The following is a 21132-nucleotide window of genomic DNA, read 5'->3' as shown; positions in this document are numbered from 1 at the left end:
ATTACTTCGAGTTTAAACGGTTGCGCAAAAGTTCAGTGGAGCTGCGCATATCATCGACAAGCTCTTTGAAGAGTTCTGGGTTTTGCAGGCGTGGATTACGTCTCAATCCGGCCTGAAGCACCAACTCAATGAGCTCAAAAAAATCTTCTGTAACTGCAGCTTCTGCGTCCTTCAGGTCTGTTTCGCCAGCTTTGCCAGCCAATTCCCCGAGAAGGAGCGGAAGACGATCAGTCAACAAACGTAGCACGTCAGACTGGCGATCGCTTTGGTCGAGCATATCGCTTGCTGGCTTTACCAGTTTCCGCGCTGCAAATGTGTGCGTGCCATCGCCCAATGATGCGAAGCTGTTTTCCGGTGCGGCTATGAGTGCCCGGATTTTATCACTTGGCGTTTTGGCTTCCGGAAAGTTCAACCGGGCCAAGCGCTCCGATTCCTCTTGCGTTAATCGCACGCTTAACGAAATGGATCTTGATGGCATGTAGCACCTTTGCATTACAAATGTAGTTCTAATGTAATTGCAATTTCTGATTGTTCAAGAGGGTAAGCTAAAGTTTGTTGATTTGCAGAAAATGACATTGACTAAAATGCGAGTGCTAGTTGGTTTTTTGGTGAATGAATTTTGAGATCTCACAGCAGCTGTCTGGATTGGTCTTCTTCAGGAAGGATGATGTTGGATAAGGTGAGATTTCAAAATGGCGAACTCGCGTGAGGATAGGTGTTATTGCGGCGTGGCAGGTGAACGTGGGGCTGGCGAGTTTGGTGATGCTGTGGAGCGCCTGCATGTGCGCAAGAGTTTGATCCCAGAGGGGGATAACACTGCCTTTGAGCGGATCATGGGTGTTTCTGACATCTTCCCCATCAACTACCTCAGCCGTGGGGTCGCTGCTGCACGGTCTATCTGTAAGGTTCAGCTCTATCGGGGTGGACGTATTCCGGCAGGGGCAGGGTCTGGCTTTCTGGTTGGGCCGAACCTGCTCCTGACCAATAACCATGTGATCCGGTCGCGCCAGTCTGCAGCGCAGGCTTCGGCTATCTTTCAATATGAGATGGATGAGGATTTTTCGCTTGGGCGGTCTGCCGAGTTCTCGGTTACGGATGAGATCTTCTTCACCAGCGCGAGTGACAATCTGGATTTTAGTTTTGTCTCAGTCGAAGAGGGGAATAAAGAGGCCAGATCCCTCTCTGACTTCGGATCTTTGAAGCTGCTGCCTCAATCTGGTAAGGCGGTGAAAGGTGAGGCTGTTTCAATCATTCACCACCCCAATGGCGGGCTGAAGAGCCTTTCGCTTCGCAACAGTCAAATCCTGAGCGTCCATGACCACTTCATAACTTACTCAAGTGATACGTTGCCGGGTTCTTCTGGTGCGCCGGTGCTGAATGACCAATGGTTGCCAGTGGCTTTGCATCACCGCAGTATTTCTCATCCATCCAATCGAAACCGCTGGATTGCGAACCGCGGTATCCGGATCAGTGCAATTCTCACCAACCTGAAGCTGCATGCGTCAAAGCGCAACACCGACGCAATGAGGATTACTGAGCGTCTTGGTTTGTAATTATGTAGCAAGATCAGTGCACTAACCAAAGTGTTATGTTGATATACGTAGTTCAAAGTGACTAATGGGCATAACGTATATATCAATCCTCTTTTTTCAGAATGCTGCTAGATAAGCGTCCATAAATAGAAGAATAAATCTACATGATAGATCGATGCAAAGCTCCGGCGTTATAAGCAAAACAATTTTAGGACTTCTGGGAAGCGTACTCTTTGGTGGCGTGGCTGTTGCACAAGTGTGCCCAACCGCAGACACGATGAAAACCGGAATGGTCCTCATAAACAGCAATATTCCCGCACGTTTGTTTGTTCGACTTGAAAAGGACGGGCAGATTACAGAGCTGCATTTGAATGAGCGATATGTGGTGGTGCGTGACCAGATACATGTTCATGAGAAGGGCTTGTTCCTTTCCTATGAACGAGGGGCTCACATCAATCGGACTTACGTGCCAGATATACCGTTTGCTGAGTTCTTTCCGCTTGAAGTTGGTAAGGTCTGGACAGCATCCATTGATGTGTTTGAGAACGAAGACCTTGTACGCAGAGACGTGCCCTACAAGTTTTCCGTTGGTGAGCCTGACCGCTTGCAGGTTGGGAGCTGCGCCTACGATGTACTTGATGTGACGCTTGAAACCGTCAGCGCAGAGGGTGAGGATATTGTTACCAAATATGCCTACAGCCCTGAGCTTGGGACCATCCTTAGAGGGGAAGGCAAGCATCTTTGGACATCCGAAAACGATGTGATGCAGTTTGATGAGCTGCGCGTTGTCCGCAACAAGCTGGTGCAATAAGCAAAAGGGGAGACCAAAGCCTCCCCCTGAAGAAGTTTAAGCTAGGACTTCGCGGCTGATCAGTTCCTTCATGATTTCTGAGGTACCGCCGTAGATGCGCTGGACGCGGGCGTCTACGAAGGCGCGGGAAACGCCGTATTCTCTCATGTAACCGTAGCCGCCGTGGAGCTGGAGGCAGCCATCTACAACGCGGCCCTGCATTTCTGTTGTGCCGAGTTTAGCCATGCTGACGGTGGTGTTGTCGAGCTTGCCTTCCAGGAACATGCGGCAGCATTCGTCAACGAACGCGCGGTGGGTGCGGACGTCGGTTGCCATTTCTGCCATTTTGAAGCGGGTGTTCTGAAGGGTAGCAACCGGGCGACCGAAGGCCTGACGTTCTTTGACGTAATCAGCCGTCATTGCCAGTACGCCTTCGGCACCTGCAACAGCGCCAACAGCGAGGGTAAGTCGTTCGCGTGGGAGCTCATTCATCATGATGTGGAAGCCAGCATCCATTCTGCCGAGGCAAGCGCTGGCCGGGACGCGAAGGTCCTCAAAGAAGAGCTCGGATGTGTCTGAGGAATGCAGGCCGATCTTGTCGAGGTTCTGACCGCGTTTGAAGCCCGGGTTGTCTGCATCAACGAGGAATAGGCTGGTTCCCTTGGAGCCGGAGACATCCAGATTTGTGCGGGCAACAACGATCACAACATCTGCATGCTGGCCGTTGGTGATGAAGATTTTGCTGCCGTTGATGATGTAATCATCGCCGTCTTTGCGTGCGATTGTGCGGATGCCCTGAAGATCAGAACCTGCTGCAGGTTCAGTCATTGCAATGGCGCCGACGCACTCGCCTGTCACCATCTTTGGCAGGTACTTTTGCTTCTGCTCTTCACTGCCGTGATTGAGGATATAAGGGGCAACAATATCGGAATGCACGCTGAGAGAAACGCCCAGACCAGAACAGTTGGCGCGGGTGAATTCTTCAATGATGACCATGGAAAAGAGGAAGTTGGTGCCGAATCCGCCATATGCTTCCGGGGTGTCTACAGAGAGCAGGCCCTGTTCGCCCATCTTGTTCCAGATGTCGCGCGGGAAGATATCTGCCTTCTCCCATTCGTCGTAGTGCGGGAGAATCTCTGCTTCGATGAACCGCTTTACATTATCGCGAAAAAGCTCAAGTTCACCTTTCAGGTCTTCGTCAATCATATCCATCCCTTTGTATTTCAAGCAGAAACGACGCTCTCCCAAATTCATCTCCCAACAGCGATTTAGGGTCGTTTCTTTACGTATACGGCAAGCCTAAGGGAGGTGATCAATCTGCGCAACTGGCGATGAGTATTAGGCGATTGGCATAATTGCTGTTGGTTGTGACTTGACTCTCCAAAACTGGCATTTATATATTAGTGAAAACTAAATTAGAAAACATACATTTTGACCATGGTATCGCGCATGCGTTGGTCAGTTTCTCCATCAACCGAACTTTCCTCTGCAGGGGAAAGAACGAGTATAAAACATGACTGAGTTTACCCCATATGCCTCGTTAGCCGGAGGCGTTTTAATCGGCTTGTCTACGGTCATCCTGTTGCTCGCCAATGGGCGGATTGCGGGGATTAGCGGCATTTACAGCCGTTTGTTTGAAACGGGTCCGCTTGCCAATGGCAAATCGGCCTGGGTGCATGGTGAGAAGGGCTGGCAACTGTCGTTTATTGTTGGGATCGTTCTTGCGCCTCTGCTGCTGATGGCAGGGGGATTTGAGATTGAGCAAGTGTTTACAGGAGACTTGACGCTGATCGCGATTGCGGGGGCTCTTGTGGGATTTGGCTCGGTGTTCGGAAGTGGATGCACGAGTGGGCATGGTGTTTGTGGTTTGTCGCGTCTGTCTGTTCGTTCGCTGGCCGCGACGATCACCTTTATGTCGGTCGGCATTGCCGTTGTGTTTGTCCTTCGCCATGTGGTGGGGGGATAACATGCAACGGATTATCGCTGGTTTTTTGGCTGGCCTGACCTTCGGGGCGGGGCTGGTTGTTGCGGGAATGAGCAATCCTTTGAAGGTGCAAAACTTCCTTGATGTGTTTGGAAATTGGGATCCAAGTCTCGCCTTTGTGATGGGCGGCGCCATTCTGGTGGCTTTTCCGTTTTTCCGTCTGGCGCGCTTTCTACCGCGTCCGTTTGTGGCGGATGACTTTCGGATTCCGACGTTTCAGCAGATCGATAAACGGTTGATTTTTGGGTCAGCTACATTTGGTGCGGGATGGGGATTAATCGGTCTGTGTCCGGGTCCTGCACTGGTTTCAGTTTCATTGCTGTCGCCTCAGGCGATTGTGTTTGTTTTATGCATGACGGCGGGGATGCTGGTCGCGAGACTGGTTGCCAACCTCTCAATGCGAAGAGCGTTGAAAGAGGCCTGATCTGTCATGTGTTTCATTGATAAATCATGGATTTAGGTGGGAGAAAGTTATGAGCAGCTATCCTGTGCAGATGGATCAGAAAGTGGAGATCAAGGATTTCTTTGATCCGGTGTCGAACACCATTACTTATGTGGTGACAGACCCGGAAACAAAGGCATGTGCGGTCATCGACAGTGTGATGGATATCGACTATCCGGCAGGGCGCATCAGCTTTGAGCATGCCGATGAAATCATTGCGTACATCCGCGAAAATGATTTGAAGCTGGAATGGCTGCTCGAAACCCATGTGCATGCGGACCACCTGTCTGCTGCGCCGTATATTCAGCAGAAGCTGGGCGGCAAGATTGGTATTGGTGAGCAGGTGACAGTTGTTCAGGGCGTGTTTGGTAAAGTGTTTAATGCAGGCACTGAGTTTGCACGCGATGGCAGCCAGTTCGACAAGCTGTTTCAGGACGGGGATACCTACCAGATCGGGAATCTGAAGTGCTTTGCGATGCATACGCCGGGGCATACACCAGCGTGCATGGTGCATGTGATTGGTGATGCGGCGTTTGTGGGGGATACGTTGTTCATGCCGGACAGCGGCACTGCACGGGCTGACTTCCCGGGTGGGGACGCATCTGTGCTGTATGCTTCCATCCATAAAGTGTTGAGTTTGCCTGACGAAATGCGTTTGTTCATGTGCCATGACTATGGTGCGAATGGGCGTGAGATTTTGTTTGAAACAACCGTTGCAGCTGAGAAAGCTGAGAACATTCACGTAGGTAATAGTACTAGTCGTGAAAAGTTCGTCGAAATGCGCGAAACTCGGGATGCAACGCTTGATGTGCCTATCCTGATTGTGCCGAGCATTCAGGTGAATATGAGAGCCGGTCGTTTGCCTGAGGCAGAAAACGAAACCGGTCAAACCTATTTGAAAGTGCCAGTCAATGTTCTCTAATCTACTTCAGAAAATTTCAGGCGGTGGTGGTGGCCAGCTGCGTGCGCGTCAACTTACCGAGGATTATTGGGTTGCCGGGCAGCTCTATCCTGAGGACATGGAGAAGGCACGTGAGCAGGGTTTCCGGTCTATCGTCTGTAACCGACCGGATGATGAAGCACCGAACCAGCCGACTTATCTGGAGGTTTCTGGAGCAGCTGAAGAGCAGGGTCTGGAGCACATTTACATTCCAATCGGACCGGGGACAGATTTTGCTGAAGCGGGTCAGGAACTGATTGATTTTCTGGCGGAAGCGCCTAGGCCTGTTTTGGCGTATTGCCGGAGTGGGAACCGGTCTACCATGTTGTGGCGCTCGATTAATATGTAAGCGTTGCCAATCGGTTAGATTTTATAATGCCAGTGAGGGAGACCTTGCTGGCATTTTTCGTAGGTGGTGGGGTTTGGGCTGGCTGGAGGGGGATAAGCTTTAAACGTTGAGGGCGATGACGCCCAATGCGATCAAAGTGATGATGGTGGCTGTGATGCGTACGCCGAGGTAGTTTCGCGATGTGATTTCAAGGTTCTGGAGATAGAAATCAACAAACAGCATGCCTGAGAACAGGATGATAAGTCCGAGAATGAAGATGATCGGAGCGGTAAACAGGAACAAGCACCAGCCGGAGAGTGCGACAAAGTTGCTCCATAGCAGCAACCATGCACGCCTTGGATGAGGGGCGATGAAGAACATGCCCCATTGGCTTCCCGCCATGAAGGAGAGGATGACAAGGGCGTACAAACTTACTGCGATGACAGTTGCGCCAACCAATGGGAGAAACGAGTAACCTACTGATAAACCTATAGCTCCGGCGATAAACGGAATGGTTCCGGCCAGAGCAAGGCATGCGTAGAGCAGGGGCAGTTCTCGGTTCATTAGGTTTCAGTCCAGCTCATTTCTACTCCTGATAAAGGCTAGCGGCTAAGGCTGAAGGTAGTCCTGATACGAAGTTGCTCTTTTGAATGAACTGCTCAATACCTTAAGGGCATAACCAGCGAAGGTGCCCGCCATGCAGCAAGAGATACTCACCACAGCCCGAATGATTGCAGAGGAGGCTGGTGCTTATGCTCTTGAGGTCTTTCATGACCGCGACAAGCTGCAGATTGGTAGCAAAGGCTTGTTGGATTACGTGAGTGAAGCGGACTGTGAAGTTGAGCGGCGCATCAAGCAGGCGTTGAGTGAAGCCTTTCCCGAGCATGGCTTTAAAGGGGAAGAAACGGGTGGTGAGCTGGAACCTCCGTGCTGGGTGATTGACCCGATTGATGGGACGACCAACTACCTTTATGGGCGGCCAGACTTTTGTATTTCCATGGCTTTTGTTGATGAGCAGGGACCAGCGGTTGCTGTTGTCCATGCGCCTTTTCACCGCCGGACGATTTATGCCGCACGGGGGATAGGGGCGTTTGAGGATGGCAAGAGATTGCGACCCAGACAGGCCTGTGACCATGAACTGGTGGTGAACCTGTGCTTTAACTACAAGCAGGAGAATAACCTCGATTTCCTCAACAAGGTCAATCGGCTGGTGTCAGAGCAGCATCAAATCCGTATTTGCGGGTCTGCAGCATGGGCATTGTGTCAGGCGGCGACGGGGCAGGTGGATGGCGCATACAATGGCTGCGTGAACAGCTGGGATGTGCTGGGCGGCCAACTCATTTGCGCTGAGGCGGGTCTTGAAGTTGCGCCTTACGTTTATGAACAGGGTAGCGTCTACGCCTATCCGAAGGGCTCTGTGCTTTCAGATATTCTAGTTCCCTACCTTTAGGCGAGGGCCTCTGGAGCGGGGATAACTGCTTTGCGTTGTTTTGTGCGTTCGTTTGCGTTGAATGCGTTTTTTCTGCGTTGCTCGGGGTTTCTGGTCCTGTGGTAGACGGGCAGCCCGTTTTGCTGGCTGCCCGAAAAGTTATTCCCGCCACTCTGTGCTGCGCTAGGTTGGTTTGAGGGCTACTTTCTGTCGGTGTTCCTTTTGCATCATGTAGAGAGCAGAGAAGATGATGAGTGCTGCGCCGATGAGGGTGAAGGTGTCTGGTAGCTCGGAGAAGAGGACAAGGCCGAGCAGGGCGGCGTAGATTAAGGCGACGTACTGGATTGTGCCGACTATACTGGCTTCGCCCAGCCTCAGGGCTTTGATTATGATCCACTGACCCAAGGTGGCGGTGAGTGCCATGGTTGTAAGCAGGAGCAAGCCGTAAAGATCTGGTGTCTTCCAAAGCCAGAACATGGGAAGGCCGGACATGAGGCCAACAAAGATCGCCTGATAGGCCAGTAACGTCGGCGTGGATTCTGTTTGCGAAAGCTTACGAACACATATGAGAGCAACAGCAGCGCCAAGTGCACCCAAAAGAGGGATGAGGGTGTAAAGGCTGGCAAAGCCGTTGAGACCGGGACGCATAACAACAAGTACGCCGCTGAAACCTAGCAGGATGCCAAGCACGCGGGTTCTGGTGAGCGCTTCTCCGAGGAATAATGCTGCCAGAAGTGCCACAAAGAAAACCTTCGCAAAACCGAGGGTGGTTGCTGTTGTGAGTGGGAGAACGGTGACTGCCCAAATGCCGGAGGAAAGTGCAATGAATGACCCTGTCAGACGGACTGCATGCTGGAGGGGGTTCTCTGTTTTAAACCCGTGTGGGAAACTATGCAGAAGGACTGGCAACGCCGAGGCGAAGACAAAGCACTGCCGAACAAACAAGATTTGCAGAATATGATAGTCCGTGGCCGCGATCTTAGCGAGTGCGGTGGTGAGGACGAACAATGCGGTTGCAAGGAGCGCCCAAAGGGCACCTTTGATGTTGTTTGACATGGGAAGATTGCCAATATATTAAATTTGAAAATATGGTAACTTGGTACCAATATACTATGTTGTGTTGTGATGTAAACTAATCAGCTTGTCGCAGTTTGCTCATCGCTGCCTGAGAGAGGGCCATGGCGTTGAGGGGCTTGTAGGGGCGAGCTAGGAGCTAATGTGGCTGAGCATAAGATTGAACGGGTGCAGACCGGAGTGCGGCTGGAAAAACGAGTGCTGAAGGTGCTCAAAGCCGTGGCGGCTCATCATGAGATGGGGCTGGGGGATCTGGTTGAAGGCATCGTGCTGCACAGCTTTGAAGGCAAGGCGCCTTTTGGTCCGGAGACGCTGGCCTTTATCGCAAATATGCGCGAGGCCTATGGGCTGGATCTGACTGCAGAAGACAGCCACAAGCTGATTGAGGCGGAAGAGTAGAGCGCTTTGTTTTGGGGAGGTCGCGGTACTCGGGAGGTACCTCGATGCGACCTGCGCCGAATGGAATGCAGCATGCTCCCAGATTGGCCGGGAGCATGCGTTTCATCGTGGTTACTTGTTCAGGAACGGGCGTAGCTTGCCGGCCAGCTCTTCTGGATTGTTGAAGTGCGGGAAGTGGGCCGCTTCTTCAATGCGTTCTAGCTTTGCCTGCGGGATTGCATCCTCATAGATCTCTGAGACTGCGAGTGGCTGGAAGTCTTTATCGCCATGGATGATCAAGGTATCAGCGGTGATGTTGCCCATATGTGAGCTCCAGTCATGGCGTCTGCCAAGGCCGAAGAACTGGGCGCGGGTGTACCAGCTGCCGAAGAGATCCTGTGAGATTGGTGGGGCGCCTTTGATGGTGTCGCCCGTGGCTTTGATGAAGTACGGCAGGAAGTCTGCATCCAGCTGTTGCAGGCTGGCTTCATCTTCTTTGAAGACCTGACCAAGGTCCAGATAACGGCGCTGCCATTTGTCGTAGGCTTTGTGGTCCCGCTCTGGCAGGAGCTCACGAACGTTCTCAAACAGGCCTTTGTTGCCAGAGGGGAAGATGAGCAGGTCTGCCGGGTTCAGCAAAACGAGCTTGTCGACATTCTCAGGGAACTCGGCGGCATAGAGGGAGGCGAGCAGGGCGCCGTAGGAGTGGCCCATGAGGATGAGTTTGTCATCGCCCAACAGTTTGCGGATGCGTTCAATATCTGCCAGTTGCTGAGAGATGCCGAGGGTGCTTTCCAGCAGTTGGATCTTTGTCCATGTGCTGTCTTCTGCGGGGAAGCGGTCGAAGGGGCGTGTGGAACGGCCTACACCGCGCTGGTCGTAGTAGTTGACGCGGTACTCGTCTGCGAGCAGGTCAAAACCCGGTGCGCTTGCCATTGTTGGAATGCCGGGGCCGCCATGAATGAAGAGGATGTTACGGCCTTCTCCGGTTGAGAAGTGTTTCAGCTTCACATCTGGTGCGACTTCCCAGAAGTCGTCGGAGATGCCGACGGGGGTCAGGTCAGTGCGCTGGGCAACGGTGCCCGGCTTGAACATGGGTTGTTGCATCATCCACCAGACAACAGCGCCGCCGATAGCAAACAGCAAGCCAACCAGAACAACGAGTAACAGAAGCATCTTTTTGCCGCTTACCCTCATAAAATCACTCCTTCATTGCAGCGGAGCCCAATGAATCATATGTGCACCCATCCGGTCTATAGCGAAGAGAACGTGCACGGCCAAATTTGTAGTATCAGGACTGTACTCAATTGAATTTGCACGTGCTTCGCAATTCTTGCGGAATTTGGCTCATGAATGGGTTTTGTAGCTTTTGTTCCGAAATCAGACTTTGTCTGACATATTCATGCGTCAATCGCGTTTGGAATGACCTGAAATTACATTTTCTTGCGCTTGCCTACGAAAAATCTCGTATTTCTCTTGCGATCTCTGGTTGAAGCGTGTTTTCTAATTCGCGTGAATATTTCTTGTTCACTTCATTACACCAGTCGAGCGTCCTTTTTGATTTTCCGGTGACTGCTCAGACTTCTCATAGTGTTTGGGGCAGACGATTTTATGGCGCTTATGCGCTGTAGAGTATCCTGTCTCTCGTATATTTTCCCGGGGGGGCTATGACGCTTCTATCTTCCATTACAAAATTGGCGACAGCTGCAGCTATTGTTGGCGGCGCGGCGCTGTTCTCTGGTCAGGCTTTGGCGCAGGACCTTAAGTTCTTTACCATCGGCACTGGCGGTACAGCTTACACCTACTACCCGGTTGGCGGTATGATTGCCAATGCGATCTCCAATCCTCCGGGCTCTCGTGCCTGTGATGCTGGTGGGTCTTGCGGTGTACCGGGTCTGATTGCTTCTGCTGTTTCTTCCCGTGGTTCCGTTGATAATGTGAATGCGATCAACTCCGGCCTGCGTAACTCTGGTTTCGCACAGTCTGACGTTGCTTACTGGGCGTTTTCCGGTACCGGCACCATGGAAGGCAAAGAGCCGATGAAGGATCTGCGTTCCATCGCAGCGTTGTTCCCAGAGCATATTCATCTGATTGCAAAGGCTGACAGCGGCATCAACTCTGTTGCTGACCTGAAAGGCAAGCGCGTGTCTCTGGATGAGCCGGGTTCTGGCACATACACGGATGCGAACCTGATCCTTGCAGCTTATGGCCTTTCCACCTCTGACATCACTGCTGAAGCGCTGAAGGGTTCTGCTGCGGCGGAAGCACTGCGCAACGGCAAGGTTGATGCGTTCTTTGTGGTTGCTGGTTTCCCAACCGGTGCTGTGGTTGAGCTGGCGTCTGCTGAAGACATCAAGATCGTTCCGATCACAGGTCCGGAAGCTGAAAGTCTGGTTGAGAAGTACGGCTTCTTTGCAAGCTCCGACATTCCATCTGGTGCCTACCAAGGTGTTGATGCAACAACAACTTTGACCGTTGGTGCACAGTGGATCACCAGTGCGAAAGAAGATGACGAGCTGATCTACAACATCACCAAAGCGATGTGGAACGACAAGACCCGCAAGCTGCTGGATGTTGGCCATTCCAAAGGCAAAACCATCACCATGGAAACTGCAACGGACGGTCTTGGTGTGCCGCTGCATCCGGGTGCTGAGCGTTTCTACAAAGAAGCTGGCCTGATCAAGTAAGGTCTGGTTGCCTTTGATGATTTTGCGGTGCCCGGTAGACATCTGCCGGGCGCTGCTGTTTTCAATCTAAATGAAACGCAGGGCTGATGTCTCAGGATACGACAGATCAATCCCTTGAGGATCTGGAACGGAAATACGATCCAGACCTTACCTTCCGAGCGGCTGGTCCGGTGCTTGCTGTTGTTATAACAGCGGCACTTGTTGCCATGTCGCTCTATCATTATTACGCGTCCGGCTTCGGGCTTATTCGAGAGCTTGTCCATCGCGGCATTCACCTCTCGTTTGTGCTGGGGCTGGTGTTTGTTCTTTTCAGCTTCATCAAGAGCACGAGCAGTCAGCCTGCACCTTCCACATGGTGGCGCCCGAGTGGTGTGCATCTGTGGGATATCGTGCTGGCAGTGATGGCTGTGGCTGCGGCAATGTATTTGCCATTGTTGCCAGCTGAGGCGGTTGCCTCCCGTGTTGGGGCTCCTGCGCCGATTGATGTGTTTATGGGCACCGTGCTGCTGGTGCTGGTGCTGGAAGCTGCGCGCCGGTCCGTTGGGCCAACGCTGCCGCTGATTGCGCTGATCTTTGTTGGCTATGCGGTGTTTGGCATGTACGCACCGGGCGCTCTGCGGCATCCGGGGGCGAGCTGGACGGGGCTTATCAATCATCTTTACATGACGAACCAGGGCATTTACGGCATCGCCATTGGGGTGGTTGCCAAGTATGTGTTCCTGTTTGTTTTGTTTGGAGTTTTGGCCACTCGCATTGGCCTTGGGCAGTTGTTTATCGATCTGGCCTCGGTGATTGCCGGACGCTATGCAGGCGGGCCAGCCAAGGTTGCGATCTTCTCCTCCGCCATGCTGGGTACGATTTCCGGCAGTTCCATTGCCAACACGGTGACGACAGGCTCGCTCACTATTCCTGCGATGAAAAAGGTTGGTTATCCGCCACACTTTGCGGGGGCTGTTGAAGCGACGGCATCAACGGGCGGGCAGATTACGCCGCCGATCATGGGGGCGGCTGCCTTCATCATGGTGGAGTTTCTGGAGATCCCATACCGCGAGGTGCTGCTTGCGGCGATGTTCCCGGCGATGCTGCATTACTTCGGCATCTTCGTGATGGTGCATCTGGAAGCCAAGCGCCTTGGTTTGCGTGGTTTAACCAAGGATGAGCTGCCGAAAGCATTGGTGGTGATGAAGCAGCATTGGCTCTCCGTGATTCCGCTGGGCATTCTGGTTTATTTGATCATCTCCGGCAAAACACCGGATTTTGCAGCGGTTTGGGGGATTACCGCTTGTGTGGTTGTTGGGATTTTAAACCCGCATAACCGGATGGGTATCAAAGACCTGATTGAATCGCTGGCAACGGGTGCCAAGTACTCGCTTGCTGTTGGGGCTGCCGCTGCGGCTGTTGGCATTATTGTTGGTGTGGTGACGTTGACGGGAACGGGCTTCCGGCTTTCGTTTGTGGTGACACAGGCGGCGTCTGATCTGGGTGGGTTTATTGCGTCCGGTATGCTTGCGGAGTATGTGACGCAGAATGGGCTGACGCTGTTCTTCACCCTGCTGTTTACGGCAGTTGCCTGCATCATCATGGGTGCGGGTATTCCGACAACGGCGACCTACATCATTCTGGTTTCCATTGCTGCACCTGCGCTTGCTTTGCTGGGCGTTCAGCCGCTGGTGGCGCACTTCTTTGTGTTCTACTACGGGGTACTGGCGGATATCACGCCGCCTGTGGCGCTGGCTGCTTATGCCGGGGCTGGTATTGCGGGGGCGAACCCGTTCAAGACAGGTAACACGGCGTTTCGTCTTGGTATCGCAAAGGCGCTTGTACCATTTGTGTTCGTTTACTCTCCAGCACTGCTGTTGGTGACGCCGGAGTTCACCTGGTACGATCTGACCGTAACACTGGCGGGTGCCATGTGTGGCATTGGTCTGCTGGGTGTGGCGTTCTCTGGCTATATGCTGGCTGGTCTGAATAAGCTGGAGCGGTATTGGACAGCCTTTGCGGCAATGTTCTTCGTTGCTCCGGGCTTGCAAACCATGGCCATCGGCGGTGTGCTTATGCTGCCTGTTGTGGTGCGGCAGGTGATGGCACGCAAGAACCAGCAACTGATGACGCAAGACGCTTAGCGGCGATGTTTTATGAGTGAGATAGCCCCGCTGGATGAGTTAGTTCGGCGGGGTTTTTAGACAAGGATATATTTTGGAGAGTGCTTATATATTCAAAGAGAAGTCGTGGGAACCTGTCGTCGAATGCGCAGGAGACACTCTGATCTATTCCATGCCAGTCTCTAGTGGTTTTCATGATAAGAACTTCAAGTTATTGATTTCTAGAGAGGAATTTGAGGTACTCAAAAGCGATGAAGAACGCCGGTATTTTCTGTATGCAGTTCTTCACAGCAGATACCAGATGCATCCGCCGTGCAGCGATCTTCTAGTTGATCACCATATCCAACTAATTTTGCTTGGTGTGGTGCCTGAAGTTGAAAGGTTATTGAGCTTACGAGATGCAGAGAGTAACGGTGCAGTTTCAAGTCTTGCCCAAAATTACTTGGGGCGTGACCTAAAGTTCCTTAAGAAAGGCTTTTGGTTCAAAAAACGATATGCTTTCTGGCCTTTCTCGAGATAGTATTGGCTGCGTCGCAATGACTAATCAAAACACCCCGCCGGATGCACCAATCCGGCGGGGTGTTTTGATTATGCGGCTTCGGTTGCCTCCTCCGGGTAGGCTTCTTTGATCCGGTTGGCGTAGGCGACAAGGTTGGGGAACTGCTCGACGGTTTTTTTCCAGCCGGAGAAGGGCAGGTTGGAGAGGGTGCAGAGGATCTGCGCGCCTACGGCAGCATCAGCAAAGCATGGACGATTGCCGAGCAGGTATGGTTTGTCACCGAGCTGAGTAGAGATGGCCTGCAGATCTGCGCGGCCCAGTGCGAGGCGCTCTTCCCATGTGTGCTGGCCGTAGCCGTGGTTGTTGACTTTGGCGATGACGCTTTTGCGAGACTCGTTTGCAAGGGAGCTGCGCATTTCCGGTGGCAGGATACCGAAGAACTGATCTTCTATGACAGCAAAGTTCTCATCTGGCAGCCAGCGGGTGCAGACGGTTACGAAGTACAATGAATGCTCAGCCATACGCATGAAAGCGTGGGCAACAGCCAGCTCTGCCTCAGAATAACCACCTGAGAAATCGGCGTTATAGTTGATCACCAAATGCCGTCTGATGAACTCGGAATCGGCGATGAGCTCTTCTTGGTCCTTCATCACTGGCAGCTTGCCTTTGGGGGCGGTTTGCAATGCTGCCGGTCCTTCCAGTACATCATAGGAGAGGCCTGCCATGGCGAGCAGGATGTCTACTTTCAGGCAAAACGGGCTTGCACTGACACCATCGAGTTTTGCGCTGAATTTGTGGTTTGTGAGCATTTGCTTTCTCCGCTTGTGTTTCGTGGGAGATTGGTAGCAAGGTGCTACTGACAGCATGGTGTCAGGAGTGTTTAGTAAATGGAAATTTATTGGAATAAACTGACGTCAAACTAAAATGCTTCTTCCCAATGTTCTACATCGCTTAGCCTTTTTGCAATCCTATTTTTGCAGTCCTTGGTTGTGACAAATGGGTCAGTTTCTGAGAGGATGATATATGCAAGTTTTGCTTCTTCATACTCTTCAAACTTGAAGGTGCATCTGAAGTCAACTCGTAGTCTTTTGTTATTGTGGGTCTTGAGTGCGGTTGTTGATGCAGGGTTAAGTACTTTTATTAATGCCAAGAGATCAGCCGGTAGAACTTCGTTCAGGCAGTTGAAAACATCTCCATTTGAGTTTTCGAAGAGGATCTTTCGCGAAGTGGTGCCTGATTTTTTTACTTGGACCGCCATTTCAACGTAAGGTTTCCAATAGGACCTGCAAATGTCATCAGCGGCATGAACTTGCAGGGTTGGCAATATACAAAAGCTTGCAATGCTAAGCGGGATTAATAGTTTGGAATTCATCTATTACCTCGAACTGAAAGTGCAAAATGATCAGACTAGTTTTTGTAGTCTAACAAGTAAATGATAGTGAAGGAATATGCGTAGAGCAGATCGGTTGCTGCAGGTCGTTCAACTGTTGCGGCGTCATCGAGGGCCGGTGACAGGGGATGCCATGGCGGAGGAGCTGGAGGTTTCTGTTCGCACGCTTTACCGCGACATTGTCAGCCTGCAATCGACTGGTGTGCCGATCCGCGGTGAGGCTGGTGTCGGCTATGTGCTGGATGAAGGGTATGATCTGCCGCCGCTGATGTTCAACAGTGATGAGCTGGAGGCGGTGATGATGGGGCTGCGCCACGTGCAGGTGCGTGGGGATGAACAGCTTATTCGCACGGCCAGTGATGTGATTGCCAAGATAGCAGCGGTGCTTTCTCCAGAAGCGCGGGATGAGTTTATTGAAGCGCCACTGTATGCGCCGGATGTGGGTGTGGAACCTATTCCCTCCGCGCGCATTGAGCTGAGTGACGTGCGCAAAGCGATCCGCGGGCAAAACAAACTGCGTCTTATCTATGAGGATGCGCAGGGCGAAATGAGTGAGCGTCTCATATGGCCGCTGAGCCTGACGTTCTTTGCGCAATCACGGATGATCGTGGCGTGGTGTGAGCTGCGCAAGGACTTCCGCGCGTTCCGGACAGACCGCGTGGAGCAGATGGACGTACTGGAAGAACGCTACCGCGAAAACCGCGTCGCCCTGCGAGACCGCTGGTGGAAAATGGAACTGGCACGGCGGGAGAGAGTTGCGGCGGAGAAGGCTGCTCTACGGATGTAATTTATACACCTTCAGGTTGTGTTTGGTTGTTTTGTAAGTAAGAATGAGGGCGTTTTGAAAATGCTATTAATTGCGTGCGGAATTCGCTTTGAATTATGCGATCTGGAACAGCCTTCTTTTGCTTGTTGCCACCTTTGCTTACACGGGGTTTGCTGAGCTGCTTATTATCGGGCGTGATGCTGAGAGATATTTCCGTTTTAACAAACGAGTACGAGTGCTGTTGTTTGCCGGTGCAATGACAGTATCGATTGGAACGACGCTCTGGGTGCTTGTTAACTACGGTTTTGCTGAGCAAAGCATGTACAGGGCGAATGGTTACCTGATCTTCTTTGCAGGTGTTTCCAGCTCATTTCTCGCTTATCTGGCGCTCTATCTGATTTATAAGTTTGTCGAGGATATCTTCAATTGATGAGAAGAAGCATCGCCTCTCCCTTCATGCTCACTCCGCCACCACTGCAGTGCCGTGAGAAACTGTGTCTCCGGGGAACTGGATCACGGTGTCGTTCTGGGTCAGGCCGGAGCGGACTTCGGCCATGTCCTGGTTGAAGGCGCCGATTGTCAGGAGTTGGAGTTGGGCTTTGCCACTGACGACTTTGAAGGTGGCCCAGTCGTTGCCTTCGCGGAAGAGGGCGGTCATGGGAATGAGCAGGACGTTTTGGCCGTGCCATGTCTCAATGGCGGCGCGCAGGTGGAAGCCGTGGCCGAGTTCCAGAGCCGGGGTGTCCAGATCCAGAATAGCGTTGACGCGTTGTTCTTCGATGCCGAGGGCTGAGACCTTGGTGAAGCCAGCCGGGTCAATGCGGCGGACGGTTGCTTTCAAGGTGTTGCCTCCCCAATCGACTAATGTTGCCTTTGCACCCTCTGTGATTTTGACTGCTTCAGTGGAAAGCAGGTCGACGACCACCTCGATATCTGCTGGGTCACCCAGTTCCATCAATAATGCGCCGGATTGGATGGTCTGCTCGCTTTCGACTGCCAGATTGAGGACGACACCGTTGATAGGGGTGATCATGCGGACGGCCAGCTCTTCAGACCGTTCGGGGTCTAGGGCGATGTGAGGCTCTATCAGGCGGGCTTTGGCGCTTGCAAGATCGCTGTTTCGCTGGGCGATTTGAGCTTCTGCGCTTTGCACTTTGGCGGCTTTCAGAGTGACGTCGATTTCCACGCGCTCCAATTGAGCGTCAGAGATGGTTTTGGAGCGGTTGAGGCGTTGGGCGCGGATGAGCTCTGACTTGGCCAGTTTGTGCTCTGCCTTGGCGGAGGCGAGCTCAGCTTCTGCCAGTGTGATGGCAGCCTTGGCGGTTTCAACGCCTGCCAGTGCCTCTGCTTTGGTGCGGGCGTTCATGAACGGGGTCGTGAGCGGATTGATGGTGGCAACGGTTGTTTCGCCGCGAGATACCTTGTCGCCGACTTCCAGCAGAGAACGGTCCACCCGTCCGGCGATGGGCGCGGAGATTTTGTAGATCTCTTTGACGCGGGTTTTGCCGTCTTCTTCCACAGTGACAATCAGGTCGCCACGGGTGACCTTAGCTGTTTCAACGGAGATTGGCTTTTCCTGCATGGCCCAACCAATGAGGAGGAGAACGAGCAGGGCGACAGCAATATAGGCGCCTCGTTTGACGTATTTACCGTTCATTCCTATTCCCTCGTTTTTAAGGTTTTGATGAGATCAAGCTTGCCCACACGGCGGCGCACGATAAGCGCACAGGCCAGTGCGGCAGTGAGAATGACAAAGCTGGCGATGGCGTAGGTGCTGGGCAAAACAACAAGTGGCACGCGGAAGAGATCGCTGGCGAAGCCCTGTATCATGCCTGCTGCCATGCCGTAGCCGATGAGCCAGCCCATGGGCTGTGCCAACAGAACGATCATGGCCATTTCCACCAGAATGACGTGGAACACTTCCTGCTTGGAAAAGCCGATGACGCGCAGGCTGGCGAGCTCGCGACCTCGTTCTGACAGCTGAATGCGGGCGGCGTTGTAGACCACGCCAAAGGCCACGATGACCGCGATGGTGATGTATGCGACCAGCATGGAGTTGACGCTCTGGTCCATGAGTTCACGGAACTTTTCGCGCGAGAGCATCTGCATGGCGATGCCACCAAGGCCCGGTGTTTCTTTCACGGCATTGTAGAGATCGTCGAGGCGTGTGCGGTCGATGTTGATGGCCAGATCAGAGATGCGCGGGCCTGTGGGCACAAGGGCGTTCAGCGCGTCGATGTGCATGGAGGCAGAGATGCCCATGTAACTGGTGACAGTGCCGGAGACGCGCACCTGCCGCAGGATGGAATTGTGCTTGGTGAGCTCAACTTCCACCATCTCACCCGGCTTTACACCCAGCTGGTTTGCAAGGTGGGTTGGCAGCATGAGGCCTGTACGAGGCATCTGGATGGCGCGCTCGTTGAGGTCCAAAATGCGAGAGAGGTTGGCATTGGTGGGACGGCCTGTGATCGCAACACGTTTCTCTCGTGAGCCAAAACGCAAGATGACGGGCTCGCGTCGGTAAGCCTCAGCGGTGAGAACGCCGGGCAGTCGCATGATGTCACCGAGCACGCTGGGGGCTTTGTCGTCGGCGAGTGTCAGGCGGGCATCTGCGGTTTCTGCTTTGTTGAAGGCCACATTGATCATGTGGTCCATGGAGTTGGTCAGGAACAGGGCTGAGACGAGCAGAGCGAGCGCGAAGGAGACGCCAAGGCTGGTGAGCAGGCTGCGCACCGGATTGTGCAGGAGATGACGCAGGCCCATAGTACTGAGCTGGGACAGGAGGCGCACGCGCTTTGACTTGAGCGAGAGGAAGCTGCGGAATCGCGGTGGAGCGGGGGGACGCATGGCGACTGCGGGTGGCAGGCGTGCAGCCTTCATGATGGATGAGAATGCACCGCCTAAAGCTGCGATTAGCGAGATAGCAGCTGCGATGAAGTAGAGTTCTGGGCTGTCATCGAACACGAGGAATGGGAACGAGAAGTATTGGGCATACATCTGCGTCATCAAGCGGCCCATGTAATTGCCTGCAATTGATCCAATGCCGACGCCGAGGAAAGCGATGATTGAGACCAGTTTGGCATAGTGGCCTGCAACGGACCAAGAAGAGTATCCGCAGGCTTTAAGGAGGCCGATTTGCTCGCGTTCCAAAGCGATCAGGCGGGATAGGATCATGTTGACAAGGAAGGCAGAGACCAGCAGGAATATGGGTGGCAACACTTTCGCCATGGCGGAGAGCTGGGTGAGTTCCGCATCCAGAAACGCATGCGATTGTTGGTCTTTGCGCTTATACGCGCCAGTGCCGCCGTATGGTTTGAGGAGGCGGTCGAGTTTTTCCAGAACACATGGCGTGCAGGCGCCTCTGAGTAGTCTCAAGGAGATGTCGTTGGCTGCGTTCTTCATGCCGAACAGGCCTTCCATGGCGGATTGGGCCATGAAGAAGACGGCGAAGCGGCGGTCGTCGGGGACCAGATCTCCCGGACCGAGGGCGTAGATGAACTCGGGCGAGAGGATGATGCCGGTGATTTCGAGGTTGAGCTTCTTACCGTTCAAGGTTGCGCTGAATGTGTCTCCGGGGTTGAGGCTATGAGCTTTGGCGAAACGTGAGTCGAGGGCGACCTGGTTGGTTCGGGAGCCTTCCGGCAAGCGACCTGTGCGTAAGTAGAGGCGGTTGACGGCGGGCTTTCTGCCTGAGGGCAAGGAAAGCGCGATGCCAGCGGCGGGTTCTGCCATCTGCGGAATGTCGAGGATGGCGGAGCGGACAATGCGCATTTCGACGGCGGCAACACCATCAATGGCTGCGATGCGCTCTTTCAGGTGATCGGGTGCGCGGACGGCCTGTGCGAAGATGTGGCCGAAGCGGTATTGATCGTAATAGGTTTCCTGGGTCTGGCTGAGGGAGCGGTAAGCGCCTTGTGCGAGGATCAGCGTCATCACTCCGCACGCCATGACCAAAGCAATCGCGAGCACTTGCGCCCACAGGCGTTTCAAGTCACGGATGACTTTTCGGTCAAGGACGGGCAGAGCTACCATGCAACCTCCGACGGTTGCTTGGGCCTCTCGTTTTCGTGCGTGCTCTCGATTGCGCCGTCTTTGAAGACATAAACACGGTTTGCCATTTGCTGGATTGCCGTGTTGTGGGTGATGATTGCGGTGGTCGTGCCAAGTTCCAGATTGATGCGCTGCAGGGCTTCCAGAACCAGCGTGCCGGTTTTGGTGTCGAGTGCACCAGTGGGTTCATCACAAAGCAGGACTTCTGGCCGTTTGGCGATGGCGCGGGCGATGGCGACGCGCTGCTGTTCACCGCCGGACATTTCCGCCGGGAAGTGAGAGGAACGGTTGCCGAGGCCGACCAGTTCCAACGCTTCCTGCGGGTCCATTGGGTTCCTGGCGATTTCGGTTGTCAGAGCCACGTTTTCCCATGCGTTGAGGCTGGGAATGAGGTTGTAAAACTGGAAGACGAAGCCGACGTAATCGCGCCGATAGCGGGTCAGTTCGCTTTCGCTGAAGTCCGTCAGGTTCTTGCCCATGAACGAGACTGTGCCGGAGGTGGCATTGTCGAGACCGCCGAGAATGTTCAGGAATGTGGATTTGCCGGAGCCGGATGGTCCGAGCAACACAACCATTTCGCCTTCAAAGAGTGTCATGGAAACACCCCGAAGTGCGTGCACCTCAACCTCGTTTGTGGTGTAAGTCTTGGTTACATTATCGGCAATGAATACTGGCGCTGGCATAGGGGCCCTAACCTGAATGTGCAGCTACATTACACTATAGCCTCAATTTCAAGTTGTA

General features: G+C 53.2%; 22 protein-coding genes. 12 read left to right on the top strand and 10 right to left on the bottom strand.

The annotated features are described in order from the left end of the window. Position 1: 1 nt before the first annotated feature. Positions 2 to 421, bottom strand: a complete 420-nt coding sequence (locus tag PsAD26_RS25835) for a hypothetical protein (RefSeq protein ID WP_208860197.1) — start codon at positions 419 to 421, stop codon at positions 2 to 4. Between the two features lie 271 nt (positions 422 to 692). Here PsAD26_RS25835 and PsAD26_RS25830 point away from each other — a divergent pair, with 271 nt between their 5' ends. Both PsAD26_RS25830 and PsAD26_RS25825 read left to right on the top strand, forming a co-directional pair. Then, positions 693 to 1553, top strand: coding sequence for a serine protease (locus PsAD26_RS25830; RefSeq protein ID WP_063312677.1), 861 nt, complete (start codon positions 693 to 695; stop codon positions 1551 to 1553). A 154-nt stretch (positions 1554 to 1707) separates the two neighbouring features. Then, complete coding sequence (locus PsAD26_RS25825; RefSeq protein ID WP_063312676.1) at positions 1708 to 2343, top strand: hypothetical protein; 636 nt, start codon at positions 1708 to 1710, stop codon at positions 2341 to 2343. A gap of 36 nt (positions 2344 to 2379) precedes the next feature. Here PsAD26_RS25825 and PsAD26_RS25820 read toward each other — a convergent pair whose 3' ends face one another. Next, positions 2380 to 3528: an acyl-CoA dehydrogenase family protein gene (locus tag PsAD26_RS25820; RefSeq protein ID WP_063312716.1), complete on the bottom strand. Its 1149-nt coding sequence runs from the start codon at positions 3526 to 3528 to the stop codon at positions 2380 to 2382. Between the two features lie 307 nt (positions 3529 to 3835). Here PsAD26_RS25820 and PsAD26_RS25815 point away from each other — a divergent pair, with 307 nt between their 5' ends. The 4 genes from PsAD26_RS25815 to PsAD26_RS25800 are packed head-to-tail and all read left to right on the top strand — an operon-like array spanning position 3836 to position 6037. Beyond that, positions 3836 to 4288, top strand: coding sequence for a YeeE/YedE thiosulfate transporter family protein (locus PsAD26_RS25815; RefSeq protein WP_063312675.1), 453 nt, complete (start codon positions 3836 to 3838; stop codon positions 4286 to 4288). A 1-nt stretch (position 4289) separates the two neighbouring features. Continuing rightward, complete coding sequence (locus PsAD26_RS25810) at positions 4290 to 4730, top strand: DUF6691 family protein (protein ID WP_063312674.1); 441 nt, start codon at positions 4290 to 4292, stop codon at positions 4728 to 4730. Between the two features lie 49 nt (positions 4731 to 4779). After that, entirely contained in the window at positions 4780 to 5670 is an 891-nt protein-coding gene (locus tag PsAD26_RS25805) for an MBL fold metallo-hydrolase (protein WP_084403832.1), read from the top strand. Beyond that, on the top strand, positions 5660 to 6037 hold the full coding sequence (locus PsAD26_RS25800) for a TIGR01244 family sulfur transferase (RefSeq protein ID WP_063300172.1): 378 nt from the start codon (positions 5660 to 5662) through the stop codon (positions 6035 to 6037). The genes PsAD26_RS25805 and PsAD26_RS25800 overlap by 11 nt, the downstream gene beginning before the upstream one ends. A gap of 99 nt (positions 6038 to 6136) precedes the next feature. On the opposite strand, the gene PsAD26_RS25795 is transcribed toward PsAD26_RS25800, so the two are convergent. Next, positions 6137 to 6580 (bottom strand): DUF3429 domain-containing protein, encoded by a 444-nt coding sequence (locus PsAD26_RS25795; protein ID WP_082826966.1) that lies wholly within the window; start codon positions 6578 to 6580, stop codon positions 6137 to 6139. Between the two features lie 133 nt (positions 6581 to 6713). Here PsAD26_RS25795 and PsAD26_RS25790 point away from each other — a divergent pair, with 133 nt between their 5' ends. Next, complete coding sequence (locus PsAD26_RS25790) at positions 6714 to 7466, top strand: inositol monophosphatase (protein WP_063312673.1); 753 nt, start codon at positions 6714 to 6716, stop codon at positions 7464 to 7466. Positions 7467 to 7628: 162 nt separating this feature from the next. Here PsAD26_RS25790 and PsAD26_RS25785 read toward each other — a convergent pair whose 3' ends face one another. Continuing rightward, positions 7629 to 8501: a DMT family transporter gene (locus PsAD26_RS25785; RefSeq protein WP_063312672.1), complete on the bottom strand. Its 873-nt coding sequence runs from the start codon at positions 8499 to 8501 to the stop codon at positions 7629 to 7631. Between the two features lie 162 nt (positions 8502 to 8663). On the opposite strand from PsAD26_RS25785, the gene PsAD26_RS25780 reads away from it, so the two are divergent. Beyond that, entirely contained in the window at positions 8664 to 8918 is a 255-nt protein-coding gene (locus PsAD26_RS25780) for a hypothetical protein (RefSeq protein WP_063312671.1), read from the top strand. A gap of 111 nt (positions 8919 to 9029) precedes the next feature. Here PsAD26_RS25780 and PsAD26_RS25775 read toward each other — a convergent pair whose 3' ends face one another. Further along, entirely contained in the window at positions 9030 to 10094 is a 1065-nt protein-coding gene (locus tag PsAD26_RS25775) for an alpha/beta hydrolase (RefSeq protein WP_063312670.1), read from the bottom strand. A 470-nt stretch (positions 10095 to 10564) separates the two neighbouring features. Between PsAD26_RS25775 and PsAD26_RS25770 the strand changes: the two genes are divergently transcribed. After that, positions 10565 to 11584, top strand: coding sequence for a TAXI family TRAP transporter solute-binding subunit (locus PsAD26_RS25770; RefSeq protein WP_057461241.1), 1020 nt, complete (start codon positions 10565 to 10567; stop codon positions 11582 to 11584). Between the two features lie 86 nt (positions 11585 to 11670). Beyond that, a complete protein-coding gene (locus tag PsAD26_RS25765; protein WP_063312669.1) occupies positions 11671 to 13707 on the top strand; it encodes a TRAP transporter permease in 2037 nt (678 codons plus the stop codon). Between the two features lie 567 nt (positions 13708 to 14274). On the opposite strand, the gene PsAD26_RS25755 is transcribed toward PsAD26_RS25765, so the two are convergent. Next, a complete protein-coding gene (locus tag PsAD26_RS25755; protein ID WP_063312667.1) occupies positions 14275 to 14994 on the bottom strand; it encodes a glutathione S-transferase family protein in 720 nt (239 codons plus the stop codon). A gap of 110 nt (positions 14995 to 15104) precedes the next feature. Next, the gene (locus tag PsAD26_RS25750; protein WP_063312666.1) at positions 15105 to 15557 is read right to left on the bottom strand and encodes a hypothetical protein; all 453 of its coding nucleotides are present in this window, start codon (positions 15555 to 15557) and stop codon (positions 15105 to 15107) included. Between the two features lie 76 nt (positions 15558 to 15633). On the opposite strand from PsAD26_RS25750, the gene PsAD26_RS25745 reads away from it, so the two are divergent. After that, positions 15634 to 16362 carry a YafY family protein gene (locus PsAD26_RS25745; protein ID WP_063312665.1) on the top strand — a complete coding sequence of 243 codons (729 nt, stop codon included), beginning with the start codon at positions 15634 to 15636 and terminating at the stop codon, positions 16360 to 16362. A gap of 88 nt (positions 16363 to 16450) precedes the next feature. Further along, on the top strand, positions 16451 to 16771 hold the full coding sequence (locus PsAD26_RS25740; RefSeq protein ID WP_208985859.1) for a hypothetical protein: 321 nt from the start codon (positions 16451 to 16453) through the stop codon (positions 16769 to 16771). Between the two features lie 30 nt (positions 16772 to 16801). Here PsAD26_RS25740 and PsAD26_RS25735 read toward each other — a convergent pair whose 3' ends face one another. Genes PsAD26_RS25735 through PsAD26_RS25725 form a run of 3 tightly spaced genes read right to left on the bottom strand, consistent with a single transcriptional unit; the run spans position 16802 to position 21074 of the window. Next, entirely contained in the window at positions 16802 to 17998 is a 1197-nt protein-coding gene (locus tag PsAD26_RS25735) for an HlyD family efflux transporter periplasmic adaptor subunit (RefSeq protein WP_063312664.1), read from the bottom strand. Between the two features lie 2 nt (positions 17999 to 18000). Then, a complete protein-coding gene (locus PsAD26_RS25730) occupies positions 18001 to 20373 on the bottom strand; it encodes an FtsX-like permease family protein (RefSeq protein WP_063312663.1) in 2373 nt (790 codons plus the stop codon). Next, complete coding sequence (locus tag PsAD26_RS25725) at positions 20367 to 21074, bottom strand: ABC transporter ATP-binding protein (protein WP_063312662.1); 708 nt, start codon at positions 21072 to 21074, stop codon at positions 20367 to 20369. The genes PsAD26_RS25730 and PsAD26_RS25725 overlap by 7 nt, the downstream gene beginning before the upstream one ends. Positions 21075 to 21132 lie beyond the last annotated feature (58 nt).

The sequence above is a fragment of the Pseudovibrio sp. Ad26 genome (assembly GCF_001623285.1).
In the GTDB taxonomy this organism is placed as follows: domain Bacteria; phylum Pseudomonadota; class Alphaproteobacteria; order Rhizobiales; family Stappiaceae; genus Pseudovibrio; species Pseudovibrio ascidiaceicola.
This window is presented reverse-complemented; position numbering and strand designations above follow the sequence as displayed.

Excerpts from the sequence above, each read along its gene's own strand:
- PsAD26_RS25830 (WP_063312677.1), top strand. The coding sequence starts at position 693 with ATGGCGAACTCGCGTGAGGATAGGTGTTATTGCGGCGTGGCAGGTGAA.
- PsAD26_RS25825 (WP_063312676.1), top strand. The coding sequence starts at position 1,708 with ATGCAAAGCTCCGGCGTTATAAGCAAAACAATTTTAGGACTTCTGGGA.
- PsAD26_RS25820 (WP_063312716.1), bottom strand. The coding sequence starts at position 3,528 with ATGATTGACGAAGACCTGAAAGGTGAACTTGAGCTTTTTCGCGATAAT.
- PsAD26_RS25815 (WP_063312675.1), top strand. The coding sequence starts at position 3,836 with ATGACTGAGTTTACCCCATATGCCTCGTTAGCCGGAGGCGTTTTAATC.
- PsAD26_RS25810 (WP_063312674.1), top strand. The coding sequence starts at position 4,290 with ATGCAACGGATTATCGCTGGTTTTTTGGCTGGCCTGACCTTCGGGGCG.
- PsAD26_RS25805 (WP_084403832.1), top strand. The coding sequence starts at position 4,780 with ATGAGCAGCTATCCTGTGCAGATGGATCAGAAAGTGGAGATCAAGGAT.
- PsAD26_RS25800 (WP_063300172.1), top strand. The coding sequence starts at position 5,660 with ATGTTCTCTAATCTACTTCAGAAAATTTCAGGCGGTGGTGGTGGCCAG.
- PsAD26_RS25795 (WP_082826966.1), bottom strand. The coding sequence starts at position 6,580 with ATGAACCGAGAACTGCCCCTGCTCTACGCATGCCTTGCTCTGGCCGGA.
- PsAD26_RS25790 (WP_063312673.1), top strand. The coding sequence starts at position 6,714 with ATGCAGCAAGAGATACTCACCACAGCCCGAATGATTGCAGAGGAGGCT.
- PsAD26_RS25785 (WP_063312672.1), bottom strand. The coding sequence starts at position 8,501 with ATGTCAAACAACATCAAAGGTGCCCTTTGGGCGCTCCTTGCAACCGCA.
- PsAD26_RS25775 (WP_063312670.1), bottom strand. The coding sequence starts at position 10,094 with ATGAGGGTAAGCGGCAAAAAGATGCTTCTGTTACTCGTTGTTCTGGTT.
- PsAD26_RS25770 (WP_057461241.1), top strand. The coding sequence starts at position 10,565 with ATGACGCTTCTATCTTCCATTACAAAATTGGCGACAGCTGCAGCTATT.
- PsAD26_RS25765 (WP_063312669.1), top strand. The coding sequence starts at position 11,671 with ATGTCTCAGGATACGACAGATCAATCCCTTGAGGATCTGGAACGGAAA.
- PsAD26_RS25755 (WP_063312667.1), bottom strand. The coding sequence starts at position 14,994 with ATGCTCACAAACCACAAATTCAGCGCAAAACTCGATGGTGTCAGTGCA.
- PsAD26_RS25750 (WP_063312666.1), bottom strand. The coding sequence starts at position 15,557 with ATGAATTCCAAACTATTAATCCCGCTTAGCATTGCAAGCTTTTGTATA.
- PsAD26_RS25745 (WP_063312665.1), top strand. The coding sequence starts at position 15,634 with ATGCGTAGAGCAGATCGGTTGCTGCAGGTCGTTCAACTGTTGCGGCGT.
- PsAD26_RS25735 (WP_063312664.1), bottom strand. The coding sequence starts at position 17,998 with ATGAACGGTAAATACGTCAAACGAGGCGCCTATATTGCTGTCGCCCTG.
- PsAD26_RS25730 (WP_063312663.1), bottom strand. The coding sequence starts at position 20,373 with ATGGTAGCTCTGCCCGTCCTTGACCGAAAAGTCATCCGTGACTTGAAA.
- PsAD26_RS25725 (WP_063312662.1), bottom strand. The coding sequence starts at position 21,074 with ATGCCAGCGCCAGTATTCATTGCCGATAATGTAACCAAGACTTACACC.